At 60.9% G+C, this 18,326-nt stretch carries 15 protein-coding genes; 10 read left to right on the top strand and 5 right to left on the bottom strand.

Going from position 1 to position 18,326, the window contains the following annotated elements; genetic code table 11:
• Positions 1 to 106 precede the first annotated feature (106 nt).
• Both AC1DXW_RS01455 and AC1DXW_RS01450 read right to left on the bottom strand, forming a co-directional pair.
• The gene (locus tag AC1DXW_RS01455; protein WP_477759721.1) at positions 107 to 1,756 is read right to left on the bottom strand and encodes an acyl-CoA dehydrogenase family protein; all 1,650 of its coding nucleotides are present in this window, start codon (positions 1,754 to 1,756) and stop codon (positions 107 to 109) included.
• A gap of 74 nt (positions 1,757 to 1,830) precedes the next feature.
• On the bottom strand, positions 1,831 to 4,215 hold the full coding sequence (locus tag AC1DXW_RS01450; RefSeq protein ID WP_477753819.1) for a 7TM diverse intracellular signaling domain-containing protein: 2,385 nt from the start codon (positions 4,213 to 4,215) through the stop codon (positions 1,831 to 1,833).
• Positions 4,216 to 4,583: 368 nt separating this feature from the next.
• Here AC1DXW_RS01450 and AC1DXW_RS01445 point away from each other — a divergent pair, with 368 nt between their 5' ends.
• From AC1DXW_RS01445 to AC1DXW_RS01430, 4 genes are all read left to right on the top strand, one after another.
• Positions 4,584 to 5,381 (top strand): hydroxymethylpyrimidine/phosphomethylpyrimidine kinase, encoded by a 798-nt coding sequence (locus tag AC1DXW_RS01445; RefSeq protein WP_477753820.1) that lies wholly within the window; start codon positions 4,584 to 4,586, stop codon positions 5,379 to 5,381.
• A gap of 31 nt (positions 5,382 to 5,412) precedes the next feature.
• Positions 5,413 to 6,036 carry a thiamine phosphate synthase gene (gene thiE / locus AC1DXW_RS01440; protein ID WP_477753821.1) on the top strand — a complete coding sequence of 208 codons (624 nt, stop codon included), beginning with the start codon at positions 5,413 to 5,415 and terminating at the stop codon, positions 6,034 to 6,036.
• A 31-nt stretch (positions 6,037 to 6,067) separates the two neighbouring features.
• Positions 6,068 to 7,351, top strand: a complete 1,284-nt coding sequence (gene hemL / locus AC1DXW_RS01435; protein ID WP_477759720.1) for a glutamate-1-semialdehyde 2,1-aminomutase — start codon at positions 6,068 to 6,070, stop codon at positions 7,349 to 7,351.
• A 224-nt stretch (positions 7,352 to 7,575) separates the two neighbouring features.
• A complete protein-coding gene (locus AC1DXW_RS01430; protein WP_103396533.1) occupies positions 7,576 to 8,130 on the top strand; it encodes a tetratricopeptide repeat protein in 555 nt (184 codons plus the stop codon).
• Between the two features lie 123 nt (positions 8,131 to 8,253).
• On the opposite strand, the gene AC1DXW_RS01425 is transcribed toward AC1DXW_RS01430, so the two are convergent.
• Positions 8,254 to 8,583: a DUF1820 family protein gene (locus tag AC1DXW_RS01425; RefSeq protein WP_003185742.1), complete on the bottom strand. Its 330-nt coding sequence runs from the start codon at positions 8,581 to 8,583 to the stop codon at positions 8,254 to 8,256.
• A 133-nt stretch (positions 8,584 to 8,716) separates the two neighbouring features.
• Between AC1DXW_RS01425 and miaB the strand changes: the two genes are divergently transcribed.
• The 5 genes from miaB (at position 8,717) to lnt (ending at position 14,135) form a co-directional block, all read left to right on the top strand.
• Positions 8,717 to 10,042, top strand: coding sequence for a tRNA (N6-isopentenyl adenosine(37)-C2)-methylthiotransferase MiaB (miaB, locus tag AC1DXW_RS01420; RefSeq protein WP_477753823.1), 1,326 nt, complete (start codon positions 8,717 to 8,719; stop codon positions 10,040 to 10,042).
• Between the two features lie 221 nt (positions 10,043 to 10,263).
• On the top strand, positions 10,264 to 11,271 hold the full coding sequence (locus tag AC1DXW_RS01415; RefSeq protein WP_008022966.1) for a PhoH family protein: 1,008 nt from the start codon (positions 10,264 to 10,266) through the stop codon (positions 11,269 to 11,271).
• The gene (gene ybeY, locus AC1DXW_RS01410) at positions 11,264 to 11,758 is read left to right on the top strand and encodes an rRNA maturation RNase YbeY (RefSeq protein WP_477753824.1); all 495 of its coding nucleotides are present in this window, start codon (positions 11,264 to 11,266) and stop codon (positions 11,756 to 11,758) included. The genes AC1DXW_RS01415 and ybeY overlap by 8 nt, the downstream gene beginning before the upstream one ends.
• 5 nt (positions 11,759 to 11,763) lie before the next feature.
• Positions 11,764 to 12,603 (top strand): HlyC/CorC family transporter, encoded by an 840-nt coding sequence (locus AC1DXW_RS01405; RefSeq protein WP_027924283.1) that lies wholly within the window; start codon positions 11,764 to 11,766, stop codon positions 12,601 to 12,603.
• A gap of 8 nt (positions 12,604 to 12,611) precedes the next feature.
• Entirely contained in the window at positions 12,612 to 14,135 is a 1,524-nt protein-coding gene (gene lnt / locus AC1DXW_RS01400; protein ID WP_477753825.1) for an apolipoprotein N-acyltransferase, read from the top strand.
• Positions 14,136 to 14,217: 82 nt separating this feature from the next.
• Here lnt and AC1DXW_RS01395 read toward each other — a convergent pair whose 3' ends face one another.
• A complete protein-coding gene (locus AC1DXW_RS01395; protein ID WP_477753826.1) occupies positions 14,218 to 14,979 on the bottom strand; it encodes a YdcF family protein in 762 nt (253 codons plus the stop codon).
• A 104-nt stretch (positions 14,980 to 15,083) separates the two neighbouring features.
• Entirely contained in the window at positions 15,084 to 15,404 is a 321-nt protein-coding gene (locus AC1DXW_RS01390; RefSeq protein WP_108216349.1) for a hypothetical protein, read from the bottom strand.
• A gap of 281 nt (positions 15,405 to 15,685) precedes the next feature.
• On the opposite strand from AC1DXW_RS01390, the gene leuS reads away from it, so the two are divergent.
• Positions 15,686 to 18,292 (top strand): leucine--tRNA ligase, encoded by a 2,607-nt coding sequence (gene leuS / locus AC1DXW_RS01385; protein WP_477753827.1) that lies wholly within the window; start codon positions 15,686 to 15,688, stop codon positions 18,290 to 18,292.
• Positions 18,293 to 18,326 lie beyond the last annotated feature (34 nt).

The raw sequence follows: 18,326 nt of genomic DNA, 5'->3' as shown, positions 1-18,326 counted from the left end.
CGTCGCTTCACGGGAACAGCCAAAAAAGATCGCAGCCTGCGGCAGCTCCTACAAGGGCTCGTCGTGCACCCGTAGGAGCTGCCGCAGGCTGCGATCTTCTAACCAATCAGAATCCTTGTGGAGTCGAGCGGGCGACAATGGCTTCCACGTCCAGGCCTCGTGGCAACGCGCCGTAGACTCGCCCGCCACCCTCCAGACGACTGGCGATGAAGGCATCACTGACCACCGCATTCCCGGCTTCCAGCAACAATTTGGCCTGCAGCCCCAGCGCAATGTCCTCGGTCAACTGCCGGGCGCGGTACTGAATGTCGCTGGAGTCCTTGAATGCCGCCTGCAATTGATGGATGTGCGCAGCCAGGCGCTTGTCGCCATGGCCATCGCCCAACTCACTGAACAGCGCGTCGAGCACACCCGGTTCTTTCGACAGGGCACGCAGCACGTCGAGACATTGCACGTTGCCGGAGCCTTCCCACGTCGAATTCACTGGCGCCTCGCGGTAAAGCCGCGGCAGGATGCTCTCTTCGACATAACCCGCGCCGCCCATGCATTCGGCGGCTTCGTTGATCATGGCCGGCGCCCGCTTGCAGATCCAGTACTTGCCCACTGCCGTCACCAGTCGGGCGAATTTGGCTTCCTGTGAATCATCCAGATGATCCAGCGCGCGGCCCATGCGCAGGCTCAAGGCCAGGGCGGCTTCGCTTTCCAGCGCCAGATCCGCCAACACGTTCTGCATCAACGGCTGTTCGCTGAGCAGTTTGCCGCCAACCGAACGGTGAGCGCAGTGATGGCTGGCCTGAGTCAGCGCCTGACGCATCAGTGAACTGGACCCGACCATGCAATCGAAGCGGGTCATGGCGACCATCTCGATGATCGTTGGAACACCCCGGCCCTCTTCACCGACCATCCACGCCAGCGCACCACGGAACTCCACTTCGCTGGAGGCGTTGGAGCAGTTGCCGAGCTTGTTCTTCAGGCGCTGGATGTAGAACTGATTGCGTGTGTCGTCCGGGCGGTGACGCGGCAACAGGAAACAGGTCAGGCCCTTGTCGGTCTGCGCCAGTGTCAGGAACGCGTCGCACATCGGCGCCGAGCAAAACCACTTGTGCCCCACCAGTTCATAGGCCTGGCCCGGACCGCTGGCACCGACCGGATACGCCTTGGTGGTATTGGCCCGCACATCGGTGCCGCCCTGCTTCTCGGTCATGGCCATGCCGATGGTGACCCCGGCCTTGTGGGCCATGCCGACGTTGCGCGGATCGTATTCGGTGGCGAGGATTTTCGGCAGCCATTTTTCAGCCAGGTCCGGTTGTAGACGCATGGCCGGAACGCTGGCGAAGGTCATGGTCAACGGGCAGCCACTGCCGGCTTCGGCCTGGCTGTGCAGATACGACATCGAAGCTCGGGCGACATGGGCGCCGTCCTGCGGGTGCGCCCAGGGCAGCGAGGTCAAGCCGTGCTCGACCGCCGCACGCATCAATTGGTGATAGGCCGGATGAAATTCCACCAGATCGATACGATGACCAAACCGGTCATGGCTGTTGAACACCGGCTTGTTCTGATTGGCCAGGAACCCGGCTTCCATCAACGGGCCACCGGCCAGTGCGCCGTAGGCATCGATCCGCGATTCGGCCCAACCGGCCCCGAACCGCCGCGACCATTCCTGCAACGGCAAATCGATGCGGTACAGGTTGGCGCCATCCAGTGACGGTGGCTGGTTGGTGACTTCGTGGGTTTCGGCGAACTGATGCAGGTTCATGACAGGGCTCCTTTGGTCGGCCAAGGGACTTCAGTTAAGCACCACCCCTCGGCCGAACAAAGTGTCATATACGCCTAACTGTCGGCGCTTTCGCCCTGTTGCGAGCAGAGCACACGGCGGTAGAGCGCGGCCTGCAAGTCTTCGAATTTCACCGGTTTGCTCAAGTGATCAATCACCGCACCGGTCGGGCAGCGCTCACGGTCACCGCCCAGGGCAATCACGAACAGCGGCAGTTCGGCATAACCCGGCAAAGCGCGGATCTGGCAGCACGCCGACTCACCGCCCTGCAGCGGCAACTGAGAATCGACCAGCACCGCATCAAACCCTTCGCGCTGCAAGAGATCGAGCGCGACGTCGGCGCTGTCGGCCGTACGCACGCGGAACCCCAGCTTGAGCAACATGCCGCGCATCACCAACTGACTGATGCTGTTGTCATCCACCAACAGCACGGCACAATCCTGAGGCAAGCGCAGGCGCGGAAAATCCCGGGACATCAACGGCGTCACCGGGCGTTCGGCCACCGCCAGTCCGACTTCCACATCAAGCTGAAACCGGCTGCCGCGTCCTGGCTCGGTGCGATGCGTCAGGCGTCCACCGAGCAATTCGACCAACTGTCGGCAAATCGCCAGGCCAACACCCAGGCCACCATATTCACGGGTCATCGAGGCATCGAGCTGGAAGAACCGTTGATACATCTTGGCCTCCCCCAAATCAGTGAAGCCAATGCCCGTATCGATCACCGCAAAGGTCAACGCCAGCCGGTCGGGCTCAATGGCCTTGCCGGTCACCCGCAGGGCCAGGCCGCCGATCCTGGTGAACTTGATGGCATTATCCAGCAGACATTCCAGGCACTGCGCGATCTTGACGTTGTCGCCGTGCAAGCGATCCGGCACACCTGGCGCGATATCGACCTTGAAGTCCAGCGATTTGCTTGATGCGTTGCCCTCGAACTGCATGCGCAGTGCCTCGACCATGCCGCGCAAGCTGAAGATATCGGCCGAGGCCTTGAGTTTGCCGGCCTGCAGTTCGGTGAGGGTGAGGATGCCGTTGACCATACGCATCATGTCCCGCGCCGATCCCGCAGCCGTCTGCTGATACTGCTCGAGCTCCGGGTCCATTTCGACCGTCTGCATCAGCTCCAGCGAACCGATCACACCGTTCATCGGCGTGCGCAGTTCGTGGGTCAGGGTGGCAAGGAACTCGTCCTTGAGCTTGTTACTGCGAGCCAGTTGCTGGTTGAGCACTTCAAGCTTCTGGCTGGCGTCGAATAGCGTTTGCGCCTGCTGTTCGCGCATGTCGTTGATACGGTCGGCCAGCGCCAGGGACAGCAACGCCACTTCGATGGCCGAGCCGATCTGGCTGGAATACATGGTCAGGAACACGTTCGGCAGGTAGCCCAGCACCATCAGCGTATTGACGATGCCGCCGAGCAAAAACGCCGACCAGGCAATAATGAAATACCGCGCCACCCGCAGCCCCCGCAGCCAGGCAAAGATCCCGGCGGCAAAAATCACCACGGTGAACGCCAGCGCCAGCGCCGTGGCCAGGCGCAGGGCCAGGGCGTAACTGCTCATCAACGACAGTCCGACCACCAGTACACCGAAGGCAACCAGCGCCAGCAACAAGCGGTCGAGCCAGCGACTGTGGGTAGCCATTTGCAGGAAACTGCGGGCGAACTGACTGCCGAACAACCCCGCACAGCCGATGAAAAACGGCGTCGCGGCGTTGGCCCACCAAGGGTTGTCCGGCCAGAAATACTGCACGGCCGCACCGTTTACCGACAGCTGATACAAGCCGAACGAGGCGATATAGAAGATGTAGTAGAGGTAACTGGTGTCGCGCACGCTGAGGTAGATGAACAGGTTGTAGACCAGCATCCCCAGCAGCACACCGTAGATCAGCCCCAGTACGTAGAGGCGCACGGGTTGCTCTTCGAGGTAGGCGGTGCTCGACCACAGGGTTACCGGTGCCTGGATCGAGCCTTCGCTTTGCAATCGCAGGAATACGGTTTCGGCCTGGTCCGGTTTGAACGTCAGGTCGAACAAATAGTTGTTCTGACGAATCTCGCGGCTGGCGAACGGCAAGGCATCGCCGGTCTGCCTGACCCGCTGATAGTTGCCGGCCGCATCAGGCAAATAGAGATCAAGATGATCGAGGGGCGGATAGGCCAGTTCCAGCAGCCAGGTCCGTTGCGCCGCCGGATTGGCCGGACGGTAATGCAGGTCGATTTTCAGCCAGAACACCGAACGCGAGTACCCGGCGTTGAGCGTGTCCTTGTGGTGCGGCTTGAAGTTTCCGGCCGCCGCTTGCGCACGGATATCCGCAATGGTCGCCTGACCACCTGCGTCCTCATAGACCTGCAGGGTTCGGCCCAAGGGGAGGCTTTGAGTGAACTCATCGAACTCGACGGCGTTTGCCAGGAGGGGCAAACACAACAGCAACATCAGCAAATAGTGCATTGAAGCCCCAGCGTGGCCTGTCCGGTTCTGTCAGGAAGCCCCCCATTCCTTTTGAGCAGACGTAAAACCGATATTACCTGTTATTGGTTTGGATCCACTCTAGCATAGCCGTTGATAGCCATTAAACACCATTGAAATTTTTCCTACAAAGGCTCTAGGACGGGCGTTCCAGCGCCATGTATTGAGTTAGAGCTGTTGGCTTGGTCAGAAAGATCAAAAGATCGCAGCCTTCGGCTGCTCCTACGGATTTGCATCGATCCACGGTCCATGTAGGAGCTGCCGCAGGCTGCGATCTTTTGCTCGCTGCGCAATCGGCTCCGATACGTGCGCACACCGAAAAAACATGTTTGGTGGTAAGCTCGCGCACCATGAATATCTACAGCTCTCGCCCCGTTGTCCTCTGTCTCTCCGGCCACGACCCAAGTGGTGGCGCCGGCTTGCAGGCAGATATCGAAGCCCTGCTCGCTCAGGGTTGCCATGCGGCTCCGGCCGTCACCGCCCTGACCGTGCAAGACACCGTCAATGTCACTGACTTCCGCGTCCTCGACCGTGAGTGGGTACTGGCCCAGGCCAACGCCGTGCTCAACGATTCCGAAGTCGCGGCGGTCAAACTGGGCATGCTCGGTTCCCTGGAAATGGTCGATACCGTGGTCGAACTGCTTTCGGCGCACCCGCACTTGCCGGTGGTCTGCGATCCGGTGCTGCGCGCCGGCGGCGGCGGACGCCTGGGCAAGGACGAAGTCGGCTATGCCATGCGCGAACGCCTGCTGCCCTTGTCGATCATTGCGACCCCCAACCTTCCCGAAGCCCGGATCCTCGCCGAACTGCCTGAAGGCACCGCGGACGAGTGCGCTGAAAAACTCCTGCCGTTCGTCAAACACCTGCTGATCACCGGTGGCCATGGCGACGAAACCGAAATCCACAATCGCCTGTACAGCCGCGACGGCCTGCGCGAAACCTTTACCTGTCAGCGCTTGCCGGGCAGCTATCACGGTTCCGGCTGCACCCTGGCCAGTGCGCTGGCCGGTCGTCTGGCCCTGGGCGAAAACCTCGCCAGTGCCGTACAGACCGCGCTTAACTACACATGGCGCACCCTGCGTGATGCCGAGCAGCTGGGCAAAGGCCAGTTTGTGCCGCGCCGTTTGCCACTGGATTTCTGTTCGTAACTTCCATTTGTAATGCGGTGAGGCTTGTCCGATGAAACTACGTGGTCTGTACGCCATTACCGACAGTCATTTGCTGGACGGCAAGTTGCTCAAGTACGTGGAGGCGGCGCTGGAAGGTGGCGTCACCTTGCTGCAATACCGCGACAAGAGCAGCGACGAGGCCCGGCGCCTGCGTGAGGCCGAAGCCTTGCGCGAGCTGTGCGAGCGCTATAAGACCCGGTTGATCATCAACGACGACGCCGAACTGGCCGCCCGCCTGAACGTGGGCGTGCACCTGGGCCAGGCCGACGGCCCTTTGTCACCGACCCGTGCCCTGCTCGGCTCCAAAGCCATCATCGGCTCGACTTGCCACGCGCAACTCGAACTGGCCGAACAAGCGACAAAAGAAGGCGCCAGTTACGTCGCCTTCGGCCGCTTCTTCAATTCCAACACCAAGCCCGGCGCACCGACCTGCAGCCTCGACCTGCTCGACCAGGCCCGCAAGCAGTTGCACTTGCCGATCTGCGCGATCGGCGGCATCACCCTGGATAACGCCGCCCCACTGGTGGCCCATGGCGTCGATCTGCTGGCGGTGGTGCATGGCCTGTTTGGCGCCGAGAGCACGACGCAAGTGACCCGTCGTGCCCGCGCCTTCAACGAATTGTTTTCTATTTAAGTAGCTTAAAATCTGATTTGAGAGCCCGATCATGTCTCGTTCCGAAACGCTGTTTGCCAATGCCCAAAAACACATTCCCGGTGGCGTGAACTCGCCGGTTCGCGCGTTCAAGAGCGTCGGCGGCACGCCGTTGTTCTTCAAGCATGCCGAAGGCGCCTACGTCACCGACGAAGACAACAAGCGCTATGTGGATTACGTCGGTTCCTGGGGCCCGATGATCCTCGGCCACAGCCACCCGGACGTGCTGGACGCCGTGCGCAAACAGCTTGAGCACGGCTTGTCCTACGGCGCCCCGACCGAGATGGAAACGCAGATGGCCGACCTGGTCTGCTCGCTCGTGCCGTCGATGGAAATGGTGCGCATGGTCAGCTCCGGCACCGAAGCGACCATGAGCGCCATTCGCCTGGCCCGTGGCTTCACCGGCCGCGACAGCATCATCAAATTCGAAGGCTGCTACCACGGTCACTCCGACAGCCTGCTGGTCAAGGCCGGCTCCGGCGCACTGACCCAGGGTGTACCGAGTTCGGCCGGTGTACCGGCAGCGTTCGCCAAACATACCCTGACCCTGCCGTTCAACGACATCGACGCCGTTGAAAGCATGCTCGCCGAAGTCGGCCAGGATGTGGCCTGCATCATCGTCGAGCCAGTGGCTGGCAACATGAACTGCGTGCCGCCGGCACCGGGTTTCCTCGAAGGCCTGCGGACCCTGTGCGACAAGCACGGCGTGGTGCTGGTTTTCGACGAAGTGATGACCGGTTTCCGCGTCGCCCTCGGCGGTGCCCAGGCGTACTACGGCGTGACACCGGACCTGACCACCTTCGGCAAGATCATCGGTGGCGGCATGCCGGTCGGCTGCTTCGGCGGCAAGCGCGAAATCATGCAGCGCATCGCTCCGCTGGGCCCGGTCTACCAGGCCGGCACGCTGTCCGGTAACCCGCTGGYGATGGCCGCCGGCCTGACCACCCTGCGCCTGATCAGCCGCCCGGGCTTCCATGCCGAGCTGACCGACTACACCACTCGCCTGCTCGACGGCCTGCAACAGCGCGCCGATGCGGCCGGCATTCCGTTCGTGACCACCCAGGCCGGCGGCATGTTCGGCCTGTATTTCAGCGGCGCCGACGACATCGTCACCTTCGATGACGTCATGGCCAGCGATGCTGCCCTGTTCGGTCGCTTCTTCCATCTGATGCTGGAAGGGGGCGTCTACCTGGCACCGAGCGCCTTCGAAGCCGGTTTCACTTCGATCGCTCATGGGGAAGCCGAGCTGAAACTGACCCTGGACGCCGCCGAGCGCGCCTTCGCTGCCTTGAAATAACGCTGTGGCGCTGACGTTGGCCATTGCCGGCGTCAGCTTTCACCTACACGCCCGCCTGTATTCCTACAGTTTCAGCAAAAATCCCTCGCAAAACGGGTGATATATTTCCCGCGCAGCAGAAAAACGAGTAAAGACTTTGTAAGGTTGCCCCTGCTTATTTCATAATGCGCGCTTATTGGATCCCTCGATGGGTCCGCGCGCCCTTCAGAGGTAAGTCGATTCCCATGAACCGCACCGGCCGCACCCTTGCACTGGGCTGCCTGTTGCTTCTTCAGCCCCTGCTCGCGCACGCACAAGCAGGCGGCAACTCGTTGTTAATCCCAGCGATGGGTCGCTGCACCCTCAATACCCAGCCGCAAGACCTGGAACAGGCGCTCGCCGCCTGCCAGAAAGCGTCGGATGAAGGGGATGCACAAGCGCAATACGAGTTGGGTGAGTTCTACTACGAAGGCAAAAACGCGCCGCGCGACCTCAATCAAGCCCTGAGCTATTTCGAAAAAGCCTCGCTGCAAGGCCACGCCCAGGCACAATTCAAGCTCGGTACCATGTTCTTCCACGGCGAAGGCGTGCCGGCCAATAACGTTCAGGCGTACATCCTGCTGAAGATGGCGGCGGTCAACGGCGCCGAAGATGCCCTGGACACCGCCGACGAAGTCACCGAAAAAATGCCCCGCGAAGAACTCGAAGTCGCCACCCAGGTGCTCGGGCAAATTTTCCGTAAATATTTGATGGAGTTGCAGAGCGCTGACGGGCGTACGCCTTTCGCACCTCTTCCCTGACTTCTTTATTGATCTGACTGGCCCCATCGCGAGCAAGCTCGCTCCCACAGTCGATCTCCAGCGTTTGGAAGATCCAATGTGGGAGCGAGCTTGCTCGCGATGGGGGCAACTCGATCTTGAGATTTACTTCTCAGGCATCGGCATCGGAAACGGCATGACATTGCCAACCGCGCCACGGGCTTCGCTGATTTTCGGTGTCCCCAGACGCTCGACTTCGTCGATACGCACGATCGAATGCATCGGCACAAAGCTGCGCACCACGCCTTCGAACTGAGCCTTGAGCTTTTCTTCGCTCGGATCAACAACCACTTGCGTGCGCTCGCCAAAGACGAACTCTTCCACTTCCAGAAAGCCCCACAGATCACTTTGATAGATCTGCTTGGCGTACATTTCGAACACCTGGCCCTGGTTGAGGAAAATCACCTTGTAGATTGGAGCTTCACGTTTAGTCATGGTGGGCGGGTAACACATCGGGGTAAAAATGAGGGCGCGAACTATAGCACAGCCGCCGGACGCACAACGGTAGGAACCATGGGACATGTCCCCTATAATGCGCGGTTCTTTGAATCAGGTGATGACTCTTTCCATGGCCAAGAAGCTTTACATCGAAACCCACGGTTGCCAGATGAACGAGTACGACAGCTCGCGCATGGTCGATCTGCTGGGCGAACATCAGGCCCTGGAAGTCACCGCCCGCGCTGAAGACGCCGACGTGATCCTGCTCAACACCTGCTCGATCCGCGAACGTGCACAGGACCGTGTCTATTCCCAGCTCGGTCGCTGGCGCGAACTGAAGCTGGCCAACCCGGACATGGTGATCGCCGTCGGCGGTTGCGTGGCCAGCCAGGAAGGCGCGGCCATCCGCGATCGCGCGCCGTACGTCGACGTGGTCTTCGGCCCGCAGACCCTGCACCGCCTGCCGGAAATGATCGACGCCGCGCGCATCAGCAAGCTGCCGCAAGTCGACGTCTCGTTCCCGGAAATCGAAAAATTCGACCATCTGCCCGAACCGCGCATCGACGGCCCGAGCGCTTACGTGTCGGTGATGGAAGGCTGCAGCAAATATTGCACGTTCTGCGTGGTGCCCTACACCCGCGGTGAAGAGGTCAGCCGGCCGTTCGACGACGTGATTGCCGAGATCATCCACCTGGCCGAAAACGGCGTGCGTGAAGTGACGCTGTTGGGGCAGAACGTCAACGGCTATCGCGGCCTGACCCATGACGGGCGCCTGGCGGATCTGGCCGAGCTGATCCGTGTGGTCGCCGCGGTCGACGGCATTGAACGCATCCGTTACACCACGTCGCATCCGCTGGAATTCTCCGACAGCCTGATCCAGGCCCACGCCGACGTGCCGGAGCTGGTCAAGCACCTGCACTTGCCGGTGCAATCGGGCTCGGACCGCATCCTCGCTGCGATGAAACGCAATCACACCGCGCTGGAATACAAATCCAAACTGCGCAAACTGCGCGCCGCCGTGCCGGGGATCTGCATCAGTTCGGACTTCATCGTCGGCTTCCCGGGCGAAACCGAGAAAGATTTCGAGCAAACCATGAAGCTGATTGCCGACGTCGGCTTCGACTTTTCCTACTCGTTCGTCTACAGCCAGCGCCCGGGCACACCGGCCGCCGATCTGGCCGACGACACGCCGCAAGAGCTGAAAAAAGAGCGGCTGAATGCCCTGCAGCATCGCCTGAACCAGCAAGGTTTCGAGATCAGCCGACAAATGGTCGGTTCGATCCAGCGGATCCTGGTAACCGATTACTCGAAAAAAGACCCGGGCGAGCTGCAAGGCCGGACCGAGAATAACCGGATCGTCAACTTTCGCTGCGACAATCCGACCCTGATCGGCCAGTTCGCGGACGTGCACATCGATGCCGCGCAGCCGCATTCGCTGCGGGGGTCGCTGGTGTAGGAGCGAGCTTGCTCCGGGCGGCGTTCCGACGATGGTCGTCAACGATGACGCGTGCATCCTGAATGAACGAGGGGCATTCAAGCCCTTCGCGAGCAAGCTCGCTCCTACAGAGTCCGCGCCAGAGGCAGGAATCGGCTTGCCTCATTTAAGAGCTTTCGCGCCCACGCCACTGGCGCTATCCTTGATTCATCACTATTGCCCCAGGGCGGCTAAATACGACCTTGAACGCACCCATAGAACCACATCGTTTCATCCTCGAGCCTTTTGAAGCTCGTCGCTTCGCCAATCTGTGCGGGCAATTCGACGAGCATTTGCGCTTGATCGAACAGCGCCTGACCATCGAGATCCGCAATCGCGGAAACCAGTTCGAGCTGATCGGCGAACCCAAACACACCACCTCCGCGGAAAACCTCCTGCGCCGCCTGTATCGGGAAACCAAGGGTACCGAGCTGTCGCCGGACATGGTGCACCTGTTCCTGCAGGAATCGGCCGTCGAGCAGCTGGACAACCACTCTCCCGCCGAACCGTCCGTGGCCCTGCGCACCAAGAAAGGCATGATTCGCCCCCGCGGCTTGAATCAGCTGCGCTACGTGAAGGAAATCCTCGGTAACGATATCAACTTCGGCATCGGCCCGGCCGGTACCGGCAAGACCTACCTGGCTGTGGCCTGCGCGGTGGATGCACTGGAGCGCGAGCAGATTCGCCGCATCCTGCTGGTTCGTCCGGCGGTCGAAGCGGGTGAAAAACTCGGCTTCCTGCCCGGCGACCTGTCGCAAAAAATCGACCCGTACCTGCGTCCGCTCTACGACGCACTCTACGAAATGCTCGGCTTCGAATACGTCGCCAAGCTGATCGAGCGCCAGGTGATCGAAGTCGCGCCGCTGGCCTACATGCGCGGCCGTACGCTGAACAACAGCTTCATCATCCTCGACGAAAGCCAGAACACCACGGTCGAGCAAATGAAGATGTTCCTGACCCGGATCGGCTTCGGCTCCACGGCCGTCATCACCGGTGACATCACCCAGGTCGACCTGCCTCGCGGCACCAAGTCCGGGCTGCACCACGTGATCGAAGTGTTGAAAGACGTGCCGGGCATCAGCTTCACGCACTTCCAGCCCAAGGACGTCGTGCGTCATCCGCTGGTACAGCGCATTGTCGAAGCCTATGAGCGCTTCGAAACCAAAGCGGCCGATGATGCAGCCGCCAAGGATAGCCGCCGCGATGCTTGAGCTTGACCTGCAAATCGCCACCCAAGCCCCCGCCCCCAGCGAAGCCGAATTCCGCCAGTGGTGCGAACTGGCTTTGCGCCAGCGCACCGCCGATTCGGAGATGACTATTCGCCTGGTCGACGAAGCCGAAGGCCGCGAGCTGAACCACACCTGGCGGCAAAAGGATTACGCAACTAACGTCTTGTCATTCCCGGCCGATGTGCCGGATGAGTTCCTCGACATCCCGCTGCTGGGCGATCTGGTGATCTGCGTGGCCGTGGTCGAGCGCGAAGCTGCTGAACAGGGCAAGGAGCTCAAGGCTCATTGGGCACACCTGGTGATTCACGGCTGCTTGCATCTGCTCGGTTACGACCATATTGATGACGACGAAGCCGAAGAGATGGAAGCACTGGAACGAACGTTGCTTGCAGAACTGGGCTTTCCCGATCCGTACGCGGACGACGAAACCGATTCATCCCCTACCGAAACAACAAAGGATTCAGAGTAATCGCTATGAGCGAAGATCGATCGAGCAACGGGCAGAAGTCATGGCTGGGTAAGCTCACCCAGGCTTTTGCCCACGAGCCGAAAAACCGCCAGGAGCTGCTGGAGCTGCTGCGCGATGCACACCAGAACAAACTGCTGGACAGCGAAGCGCTGGCCATCGTCGAAGGTGCGATCCAGGTGGCTGATTTGCAGGTTCGGGACATCATGGTCCCGCGCTCGCAAATGGTCAGCATCAAGGCGACCCAGACACCCCGCGAGTTCCTGCCCGCCGTGGTCGACTCGGCCCACTCCCGCTACCCGGTGATCGGCGAAAGCCACGATGACGTGATGGGCGTGTTGCTGGCCAAGGACTTGCTGCCGTTGATCCTCAAGGAGAACGGCGACAGCTTCAACATCAAGGACCTGCTGCGTCCGGCCACCTTCGTGCCGGAATCCAAGCGCCTTAACGTGCTGCTGCGCGAATTCCGCGCCAACCACAATCACATGGCCATCGTCATCGACGAGTACGGCGGCGTGGCCGGTTTGGTGACCATCGAGGACGTGCTGGAGCAAATCGTCGGCGACATCGAAGACGAACACGACGTCGAAGAAGACAGCTACATCAAGCCGCTGCCCAGCGGTGATTTCCTGATCAAGGCCCTGACACCGATCGAGAACTTCAACGAATTTTTCGACAGCGAGTTCTCCGACGATGAGTTCGACACCGTTGGCGGCCTGGTGATGAGCGCGTTCGGGCATTTGCCAAAACGTAACGAAATCACTGAAATCGGCCCGTACCGCTTCCGCATCCTGAACGCCGACAGCCGTCGGATTCACTTGCTTCGCCTGACGCCCATTGCTCGCTAAGGATTGAAATGCGCTGGACAACCCGCCCCGGCTGGCCCGGTAACCTGCTGGCCGTGGCGGCCGGTGCAATCACCACCCTGGCCCTGGCGCCGTTCGATATCTGGCCACTGGCACTGCTCGCCGTCGGCCTGTTCTATGCCGGTTTGCGCGAACTGAGCCCACGCCAGGCGCTGGGTCGCGGCTGGTGTTTCGGTTTCGGCCTGTTCGGTGCCGGCACCAGCTGGATCTACTACAGCATTCACCACTTCGGCGGCGCGTCAATGCTGCTGGCCGGCTTCCTGATGCTGATCTTCACAGCGGCGATTGCCTGGTTCTTTGCCCTGCCCGCCTGGATTTGGGCGCGCTGGCTGCGTCGCAATGAGGCACCGCTGGCCGACGCGCTGGCCTTCGCTGCGCTGTGGGTTGGCCAGGAAGCTTTCCGTGGTTGGTTCCTGACAGGTTTCCCGTGGCTGTATTCCGGTTACAGCCAGCTCGATGGCCCGCTGGCCGGGCTTGCTCCCATCGGCGGGATGTGGCTGATTTCCTTTACCCTGGCCCTGACAGCTGCGCTGATCTACAACGGCTTGCGCCTGGTTCGCACGGGGCGTAAAGGCTTCATCGCTGCCGGTATATTACTGCTGGTCGGCCCATGGCTGGTCGGTATGGCGCTCAAGCACCACGCCTGGACCAGCCCGTCGGGCCCGCCACTGAGCGTCGCCGCCATACAGGGCAACGTCGAACAAAGCATGAAGTGGGACCCGGCGCAGCTCAACGCGCAACTGGCGTTGTACCGCGACATGAGTTTCAGCTCCAGGCGCGCCGATCTGCTCATCTGGCCGGAAACGGCGATTCCGGTGCTCAAGGAGTCCGCCGAGGGCTACCTGAACATGATGGGCAGCTTCGCGGCCGAACGTAAATCGGCGTTCATTACCGGTGTCCCGGTGCGCATGGAAGTCCGCCACGAGAAGCGTTTCTTCAATGGCATCACCGTTACCGGTGAAGGCGACGGCACTTACCTGAAGCAAAAACTGGTGCCGTTTGGTGAATATGTCCCCTTGCAGGACATGCTGCGCGGACTGATCGCTTTCTTCGACCTGCCAATGTCGGACTTCGCTCGCGGCCCGGCTGACCAGCCGTTGCTGCAGGCCAAGGGTTATCAGATCGCGCCGTTCATCTGCTATGAAGTGGTTTATCCGGAGTTCGCCGCCAGCCTTGCCGCCCGCAGCGACCTGCTGCTGACCATCAGCAACGACACCTGGTTCGGTACCTCCATCGGCCCCCTGCAACACCTGCAGATGGCGCAAATGCGCGCACTGGAGGCCGGCCGCTGGATGATCCGCGCTACCAACAACGGCGTGTCCGGCCTGATCAACCCGTTCGGCCAGATTACCGATCAGATCCCGCAGTTCGAACGCGGCATCCTGTATGGCGAAGTGGTACCGATGCACAACCTCACGCCGTACCTGCAATGGCGTTCGTGGCCATTGCTCATTGTCTGCGTGTTGTTGTTCGGTTGGGCGCTGATTGCGAGCCGGATGGCCAAGACCGTCTAGAAAAGATCGCAGCCTGCGGCAGCTCCTACAGGGGATTGCATTCCAACTGCAGGAGCTGCCGCAGGCTGCGATCTTTTGATCTTTACCGGTAAAACAACGAATAACCGATCTGCCCCACCGCCTCGTTCATCAATTGCCCGTTCTGCCAGATCGCCTTGAACTCCGGCAGCCAGCCACCCAGTGGCCGCGCGTTGTCGCCGCCCAGAAACCCTACCGGCGCCGGCACCACCTCAAACCCGGCCTTGCGAAAACTCCAGACCGCTCGTGGCATATGCGCGGCATGAGTCACGAGCACCACACGCTTGATGCCCTGTGGCAGCAGCACCTCGGCGCTGAACTGTGCATTTTCCCAGGTCGTGCGGCTGCGCCCTTCCTGCCAACGCACGCTCACGCCAAAATCGTCGCGCAAGGAGTCAGCCATCATCTGCGCTTCGCTGGGCGGCGTGCCGTAATGCAGGCCGCCGCTGGTCAATACCGGCAGGCCGGAAGCCTTGGCCAGCCGCGCGGCAAAGCGCTGGCGTTCCAGGCCTATACCCGTGGGCTGGTCGGCGCCCCAGGCCACATCACCACGCTCGCGCCCCGAGCCGAGGACCACGATCGCGTCCGCGCGCTGCCCCAGAATTGCCCATTCATCACGGGCCAGCGGTGGCTCCCGCTCGAGCAGGCCGGCACTCCACTGCACCACCACCGGCAGGCTCATCAGCCAGAAACCACCCAGCCCCAGAGCAAAGCACACACCGGCAAGCCTTGGCCTTGAGCGGCGCAACCACCAGGCGAGCAAAAGCAGCAGCAATAGAATGCCGGGTGGCAAAAGAAGTTGTTTCACGAAATAACGAAAAGGCATCGAGCATCTCCCGGAGATGCCCGAAGCCTAAGTGGGTTCGCGCAATGCGACAATCAATACAGGAGGACTATGCTTCAAAAAACCATGGAGTACGGCTCTGTGCCCTATTTGAACTGGAAGGACCGGACCTTTACCGCGTCTCTGCCGGGAACCTTGTCCTTGAGCCAGATAATCTTGGCCGAACGTGGTACGTCGAGTTGCTTTACCGCCTCTGACAAGCATCCGTGTGTCTCACGCTCACTGCGATCCAGATACGCCTTGACCAGTGCAAACTCTGCGGGGCTCAGACCACGCAGTTCCAGTTCCAGAGGGTGTTCGTCGCGCAACCGGCCAGCGGTCCTTGCCGCATCCAGGGCCAAGGCCAAACGATCGATCAGCCTTTCGTACAGCTCCGGTTTTGTAGCTTTTTGCTGAGACTCAACCATCCCTCACCTCATTGGAAGATAAGACCTACTCCCCAGTTAGAGCTTAGCTTCCATGAACAAACCGGCTGAACGCCGCGACCAACGGCCCTCGCAGCGGTTTTTGCAGGACGTGCGGCAGCAATCAGGGTTTCCCTCGGTAGAGCGCGGTCATGTATGCTACGGCGCTTCCTGTAACTCCACTTCCAGCTCGGCTGGGCCTCGAAAACGCCAATGTGGCGTGTTCACCGTCCAGCGTTGCATTGAAGAGGATTAGGCCACCCCTATTCAGTTCAAAAGTAGCCATGCACGAACAATATCAGCCCCGTGAAATCGAAGCCGCCGCCCAGTCGTTCTGGGACGAGCAAAAGTCCTTTGAAGTCAGTGAACAGCCAGGCAAGGAGACGTTCTACTGCCTGTCGATGTTCCCTTACCCCAGCGGCAAGCTACACATGGGGCACGTGCGCAACTACACCATCGGCGACGTGATCTCCCGCTACCAGCGCATGCAAGGCAAGAACGTTCTGCAACCCATGGGTTGGGACGCCTTCGGCATGCCGGCGGAAAACGCCGCGATGAAGAACAACGTAGCGCCCGCCAAGTGGACCTACGAAAACATCGCCTACATGAAGACCCAGCTGCGCAGCCTGGGCCTGGCGGTGGACTGGTCGCGCGAGGTGACCACCTGCAAGCCGGATTACTACCGCTGGGAACAATGGCTGTTCACCCGCCTGTTCGAAAAAGGTGTGATTTACAAAAAAAGCGGCACCGTGAACTGGGACCCGATCGACCAGACCGTCCTGGCCAACGAGCAAGTGATCGACGGTCGCGGCTGGCGTTCCGGCGCGCTGATCGAAAAGCGCGAAATCCCGATGTACTACTTCAAGATCACCGCCTACGCGGATGAGCTGCTGGAGAGCCTCGACGACCTGCCGGGCTGGCCTGAACAGGTCAAGACCATGCAGCGCAACTGGATCGGCAAATCCCGCGGCATGGAAGTGCAGTTCCCGTACAACGTCGATTCCATCGGCGAAGCGGGCGTGCTGAAAGTCTTCACCACCCGTCCGGACACCCTGATGGGCGCGACCTACGTCGCCGTGGCCGCCGAGCACCACCTGGCCACCCTCGCTGCACAGAACAATCCTGAGCTGCAAGCGTTCATCGCTGAATGCAAGGGCGGCAGCGTGGCTGAAGCCGACGTCGCCACCCAGGAGAAAAAAGGCCTGCCGACCGGCCTGTTCGTCGAGCACCCGCTGACCGGCGAAAAACTGCCGGTATGGGTCGCCAACTATGTGCTGATGCACTACGGCGATGGCGCGGTGATGGCGGTTCCAGCCCACGACGAGCGCGATTTCGAGTTCGCCCACAAGTACAACCTGCCGGTTAAATCGGTCGTGCGCACCAGTTCCGGTGATAGCAACCCGACGCCATGGCAAGACGCCTATGGCGAGTACGGCACGCTGATCAATTCCGGCGAGTTCGACGGCCTCGACTTCGCGGGTGCCTTCGACGCCATCGAAGTTGCGCTGATCAAGAAAGAACTGGGCGCCTCGCGCACCCAGTTCCGCCTGCGCGACTGGGGCATCAGCCGTCAGCGCTACTGGGGCTGCCCGATCCCGATCATCCACTGCAACACCTGCGGTGATGTGCCGGTACCGGAAGATCAATTGCCGGTCGTACTGCCGGAAGACGTGGTGCCGGACGGCGCCGGCTCGCCACTGGCGCGCATGCCTGAGTTCTACGAGTGCAGCTGCCCTAAATGTGGCCAGCCTGCCAAGCGTGAAACCGACACCATGGACACCTTCGTCGAGTCGTCGTGGTACTACGCCCGCTACGCCTCGCCGCACTTTGAAGGCGGCCTCGTGGAGAAATCCGCAGCCGACCACTGGCTGCCGGTGGATCAGTACATCGGCGGTATCGAACACGCGATCCTGCACCTGCTCTACGCGCGCTTCTTCCACAAATTGATGCGTGACGAAGGCCTGGTGAGCTCCAACGAGCCGTTCAAGAACCTGCTGACCCAGGGCATGGTGATCGCCGAGACTTACTATCGTCGCGAAGCCAATGGCGCTTACACCTGGTTCAACCCGGCGGACGTCGAGCTTGAGCGTGACAGCAAGGCCAAGGTTATCAGCGCCAAGTTGAAAGCTGACGGCTTGCCGGTGGAAATCGGCGGCACCGAGAAGATGGCCAAGTCGAAGAACAACGGTGTCGACCCACAGTCGATGATCGACCAGTTCGGTGCAGACACTTGCCGCCTGTTCATGATGTTCGCCTCGCCGCCTGACATGAGCGCGGAATGGTCTGACTCCGGCGTGGAAGGTTCGCACCGCTTCCTCAAGCGTGTCTGGCGTCTGGCTCAAGCGCACGTCACCCAGGGCCTGCCGGGCAAACTGGACGTCGCCAGCCTGAATGACGAGCAGAAAGCCGTTCGTCGCTCGATCCACCTGGCCATCAAGCAGGCCAGCCAGGACGTCGGCCAGAACCACAAATTCAACACCGCCATCGCCCAGGTGATGACACTGATGAACGTGCTGGAAAAAGCCGCGCAAGGCACCGAGCAGGATCGCGCACTGATTCACGAAGGTCTGGAAACCGTGACTCTGCTGCTGGCTCCGATCACGCCGCACATCAGCCACGAACTATGGAATCAATTGGGTCACGCTGATCCTGTGATCGACGCCGGTTGGCCGGTGCAGGACGACAGCGCACTGGTGCAGGACAGCCTGACGCTCGTCATCCAGGTCAACGGCAAGCTGCGTGGCCAGATCGAAATGCCCGCCAGTGCCAGCCGCGAAGAAGTCGAAGCAGCCGCCCGCGCCAACGAGAACGTCCTGCGCTTCGTCGACGGTCTGACCATCCGTAAAGTGATCGTAGTGCCCGGGAAACTGGTCAATATCGTCGCCAGCTAATTGGATCAGGCGCCAGGTGAGCCTGGCGCCGAGT

Source organism: Pseudomonas sp. P4_C4 (genome assembly GCF_056402055.1).
The sequence above is the reverse complement of the archived record's forward strand: the minus strand, read 5'-3'. Positions and strand labels throughout refer to the sequence as shown.

Excerpts from the sequence above, each read along its gene's own strand:
- AC1DXW_RS01395 (WP_477753826.1), bottom strand. The coding sequence starts at position 14,979 with ATGCCTTTTCGTTATTTCGTGAAACAACTTCTTTTGCCACCCGGCATT.
- ybeY (WP_477753824.1), top strand. The coding sequence starts at position 11,264 with ATGCTTGAGCTTGACCTGCAAATCGCCACCCAAGCCCCCGCCCCCAGC.
- lnt (WP_477753825.1), top strand. The coding sequence starts at position 12,612 with ATGCGCTGGACAACCCGCCCCGGCTGGCCCGGTAACCTGCTGGCCGTG.
- AC1DXW_RS01405 (WP_027924283.1), top strand. The coding sequence starts at position 11,764 with ATGAGCGAAGATCGATCGAGCAACGGGCAGAAGTCATGGCTGGGTAAG.
- leuS (WP_477753827.1), top strand. The coding sequence starts at position 15,686 with ATGCACGAACAATATCAGCCCCGTGAAATCGAAGCCGCCGCCCAGTCG.
- AC1DXW_RS01445 (WP_477753820.1), top strand. The coding sequence starts at position 4,584 with ATGAATATCTACAGCTCTCGCCCCGTTGTCCTCTGTCTCTCCGGCCAC.
- AC1DXW_RS01455 (WP_477759721.1), bottom strand. The coding sequence starts at position 1,756 with ATGAACCTGCATCAGTTCGCCGAAACCCACGAAGTCACCAACCAGCCA.
- thiE (WP_477753821.1), top strand. The coding sequence starts at position 5,413 with ATGAAACTACGTGGTCTGTACGCCATTACCGACAGTCATTTGCTGGAC.
- miaB (WP_477753823.1), top strand. The coding sequence starts at position 8,717 with ATGGCCAAGAAGCTTTACATCGAAACCCACGGTTGCCAGATGAACGAG.
- AC1DXW_RS01390 (WP_108216349.1), bottom strand. The coding sequence starts at position 15,404 with ATGGTTGAGTCTCAGCAAAAAGCTACAAAACCGGAGCTGTACGAAAGG.
- AC1DXW_RS01430 (WP_103396533.1), top strand. The coding sequence starts at position 7,576 with ATGAACCGCACCGGCCGCACCCTTGCACTGGGCTGCCTGTTGCTTCTT.
- AC1DXW_RS01450 (WP_477753819.1), bottom strand. The coding sequence starts at position 4,215 with ATGCACTATTTGCTGATGTTGCTGTTGTGTTTGCCCCTCCTGGCAAAC.
- AC1DXW_RS01425 (WP_003185742.1), bottom strand. The coding sequence starts at position 8,583 with ATGACTAAACGTGAAGCTCCAATCTACAAGGTGATTTTCCTCAACCAG.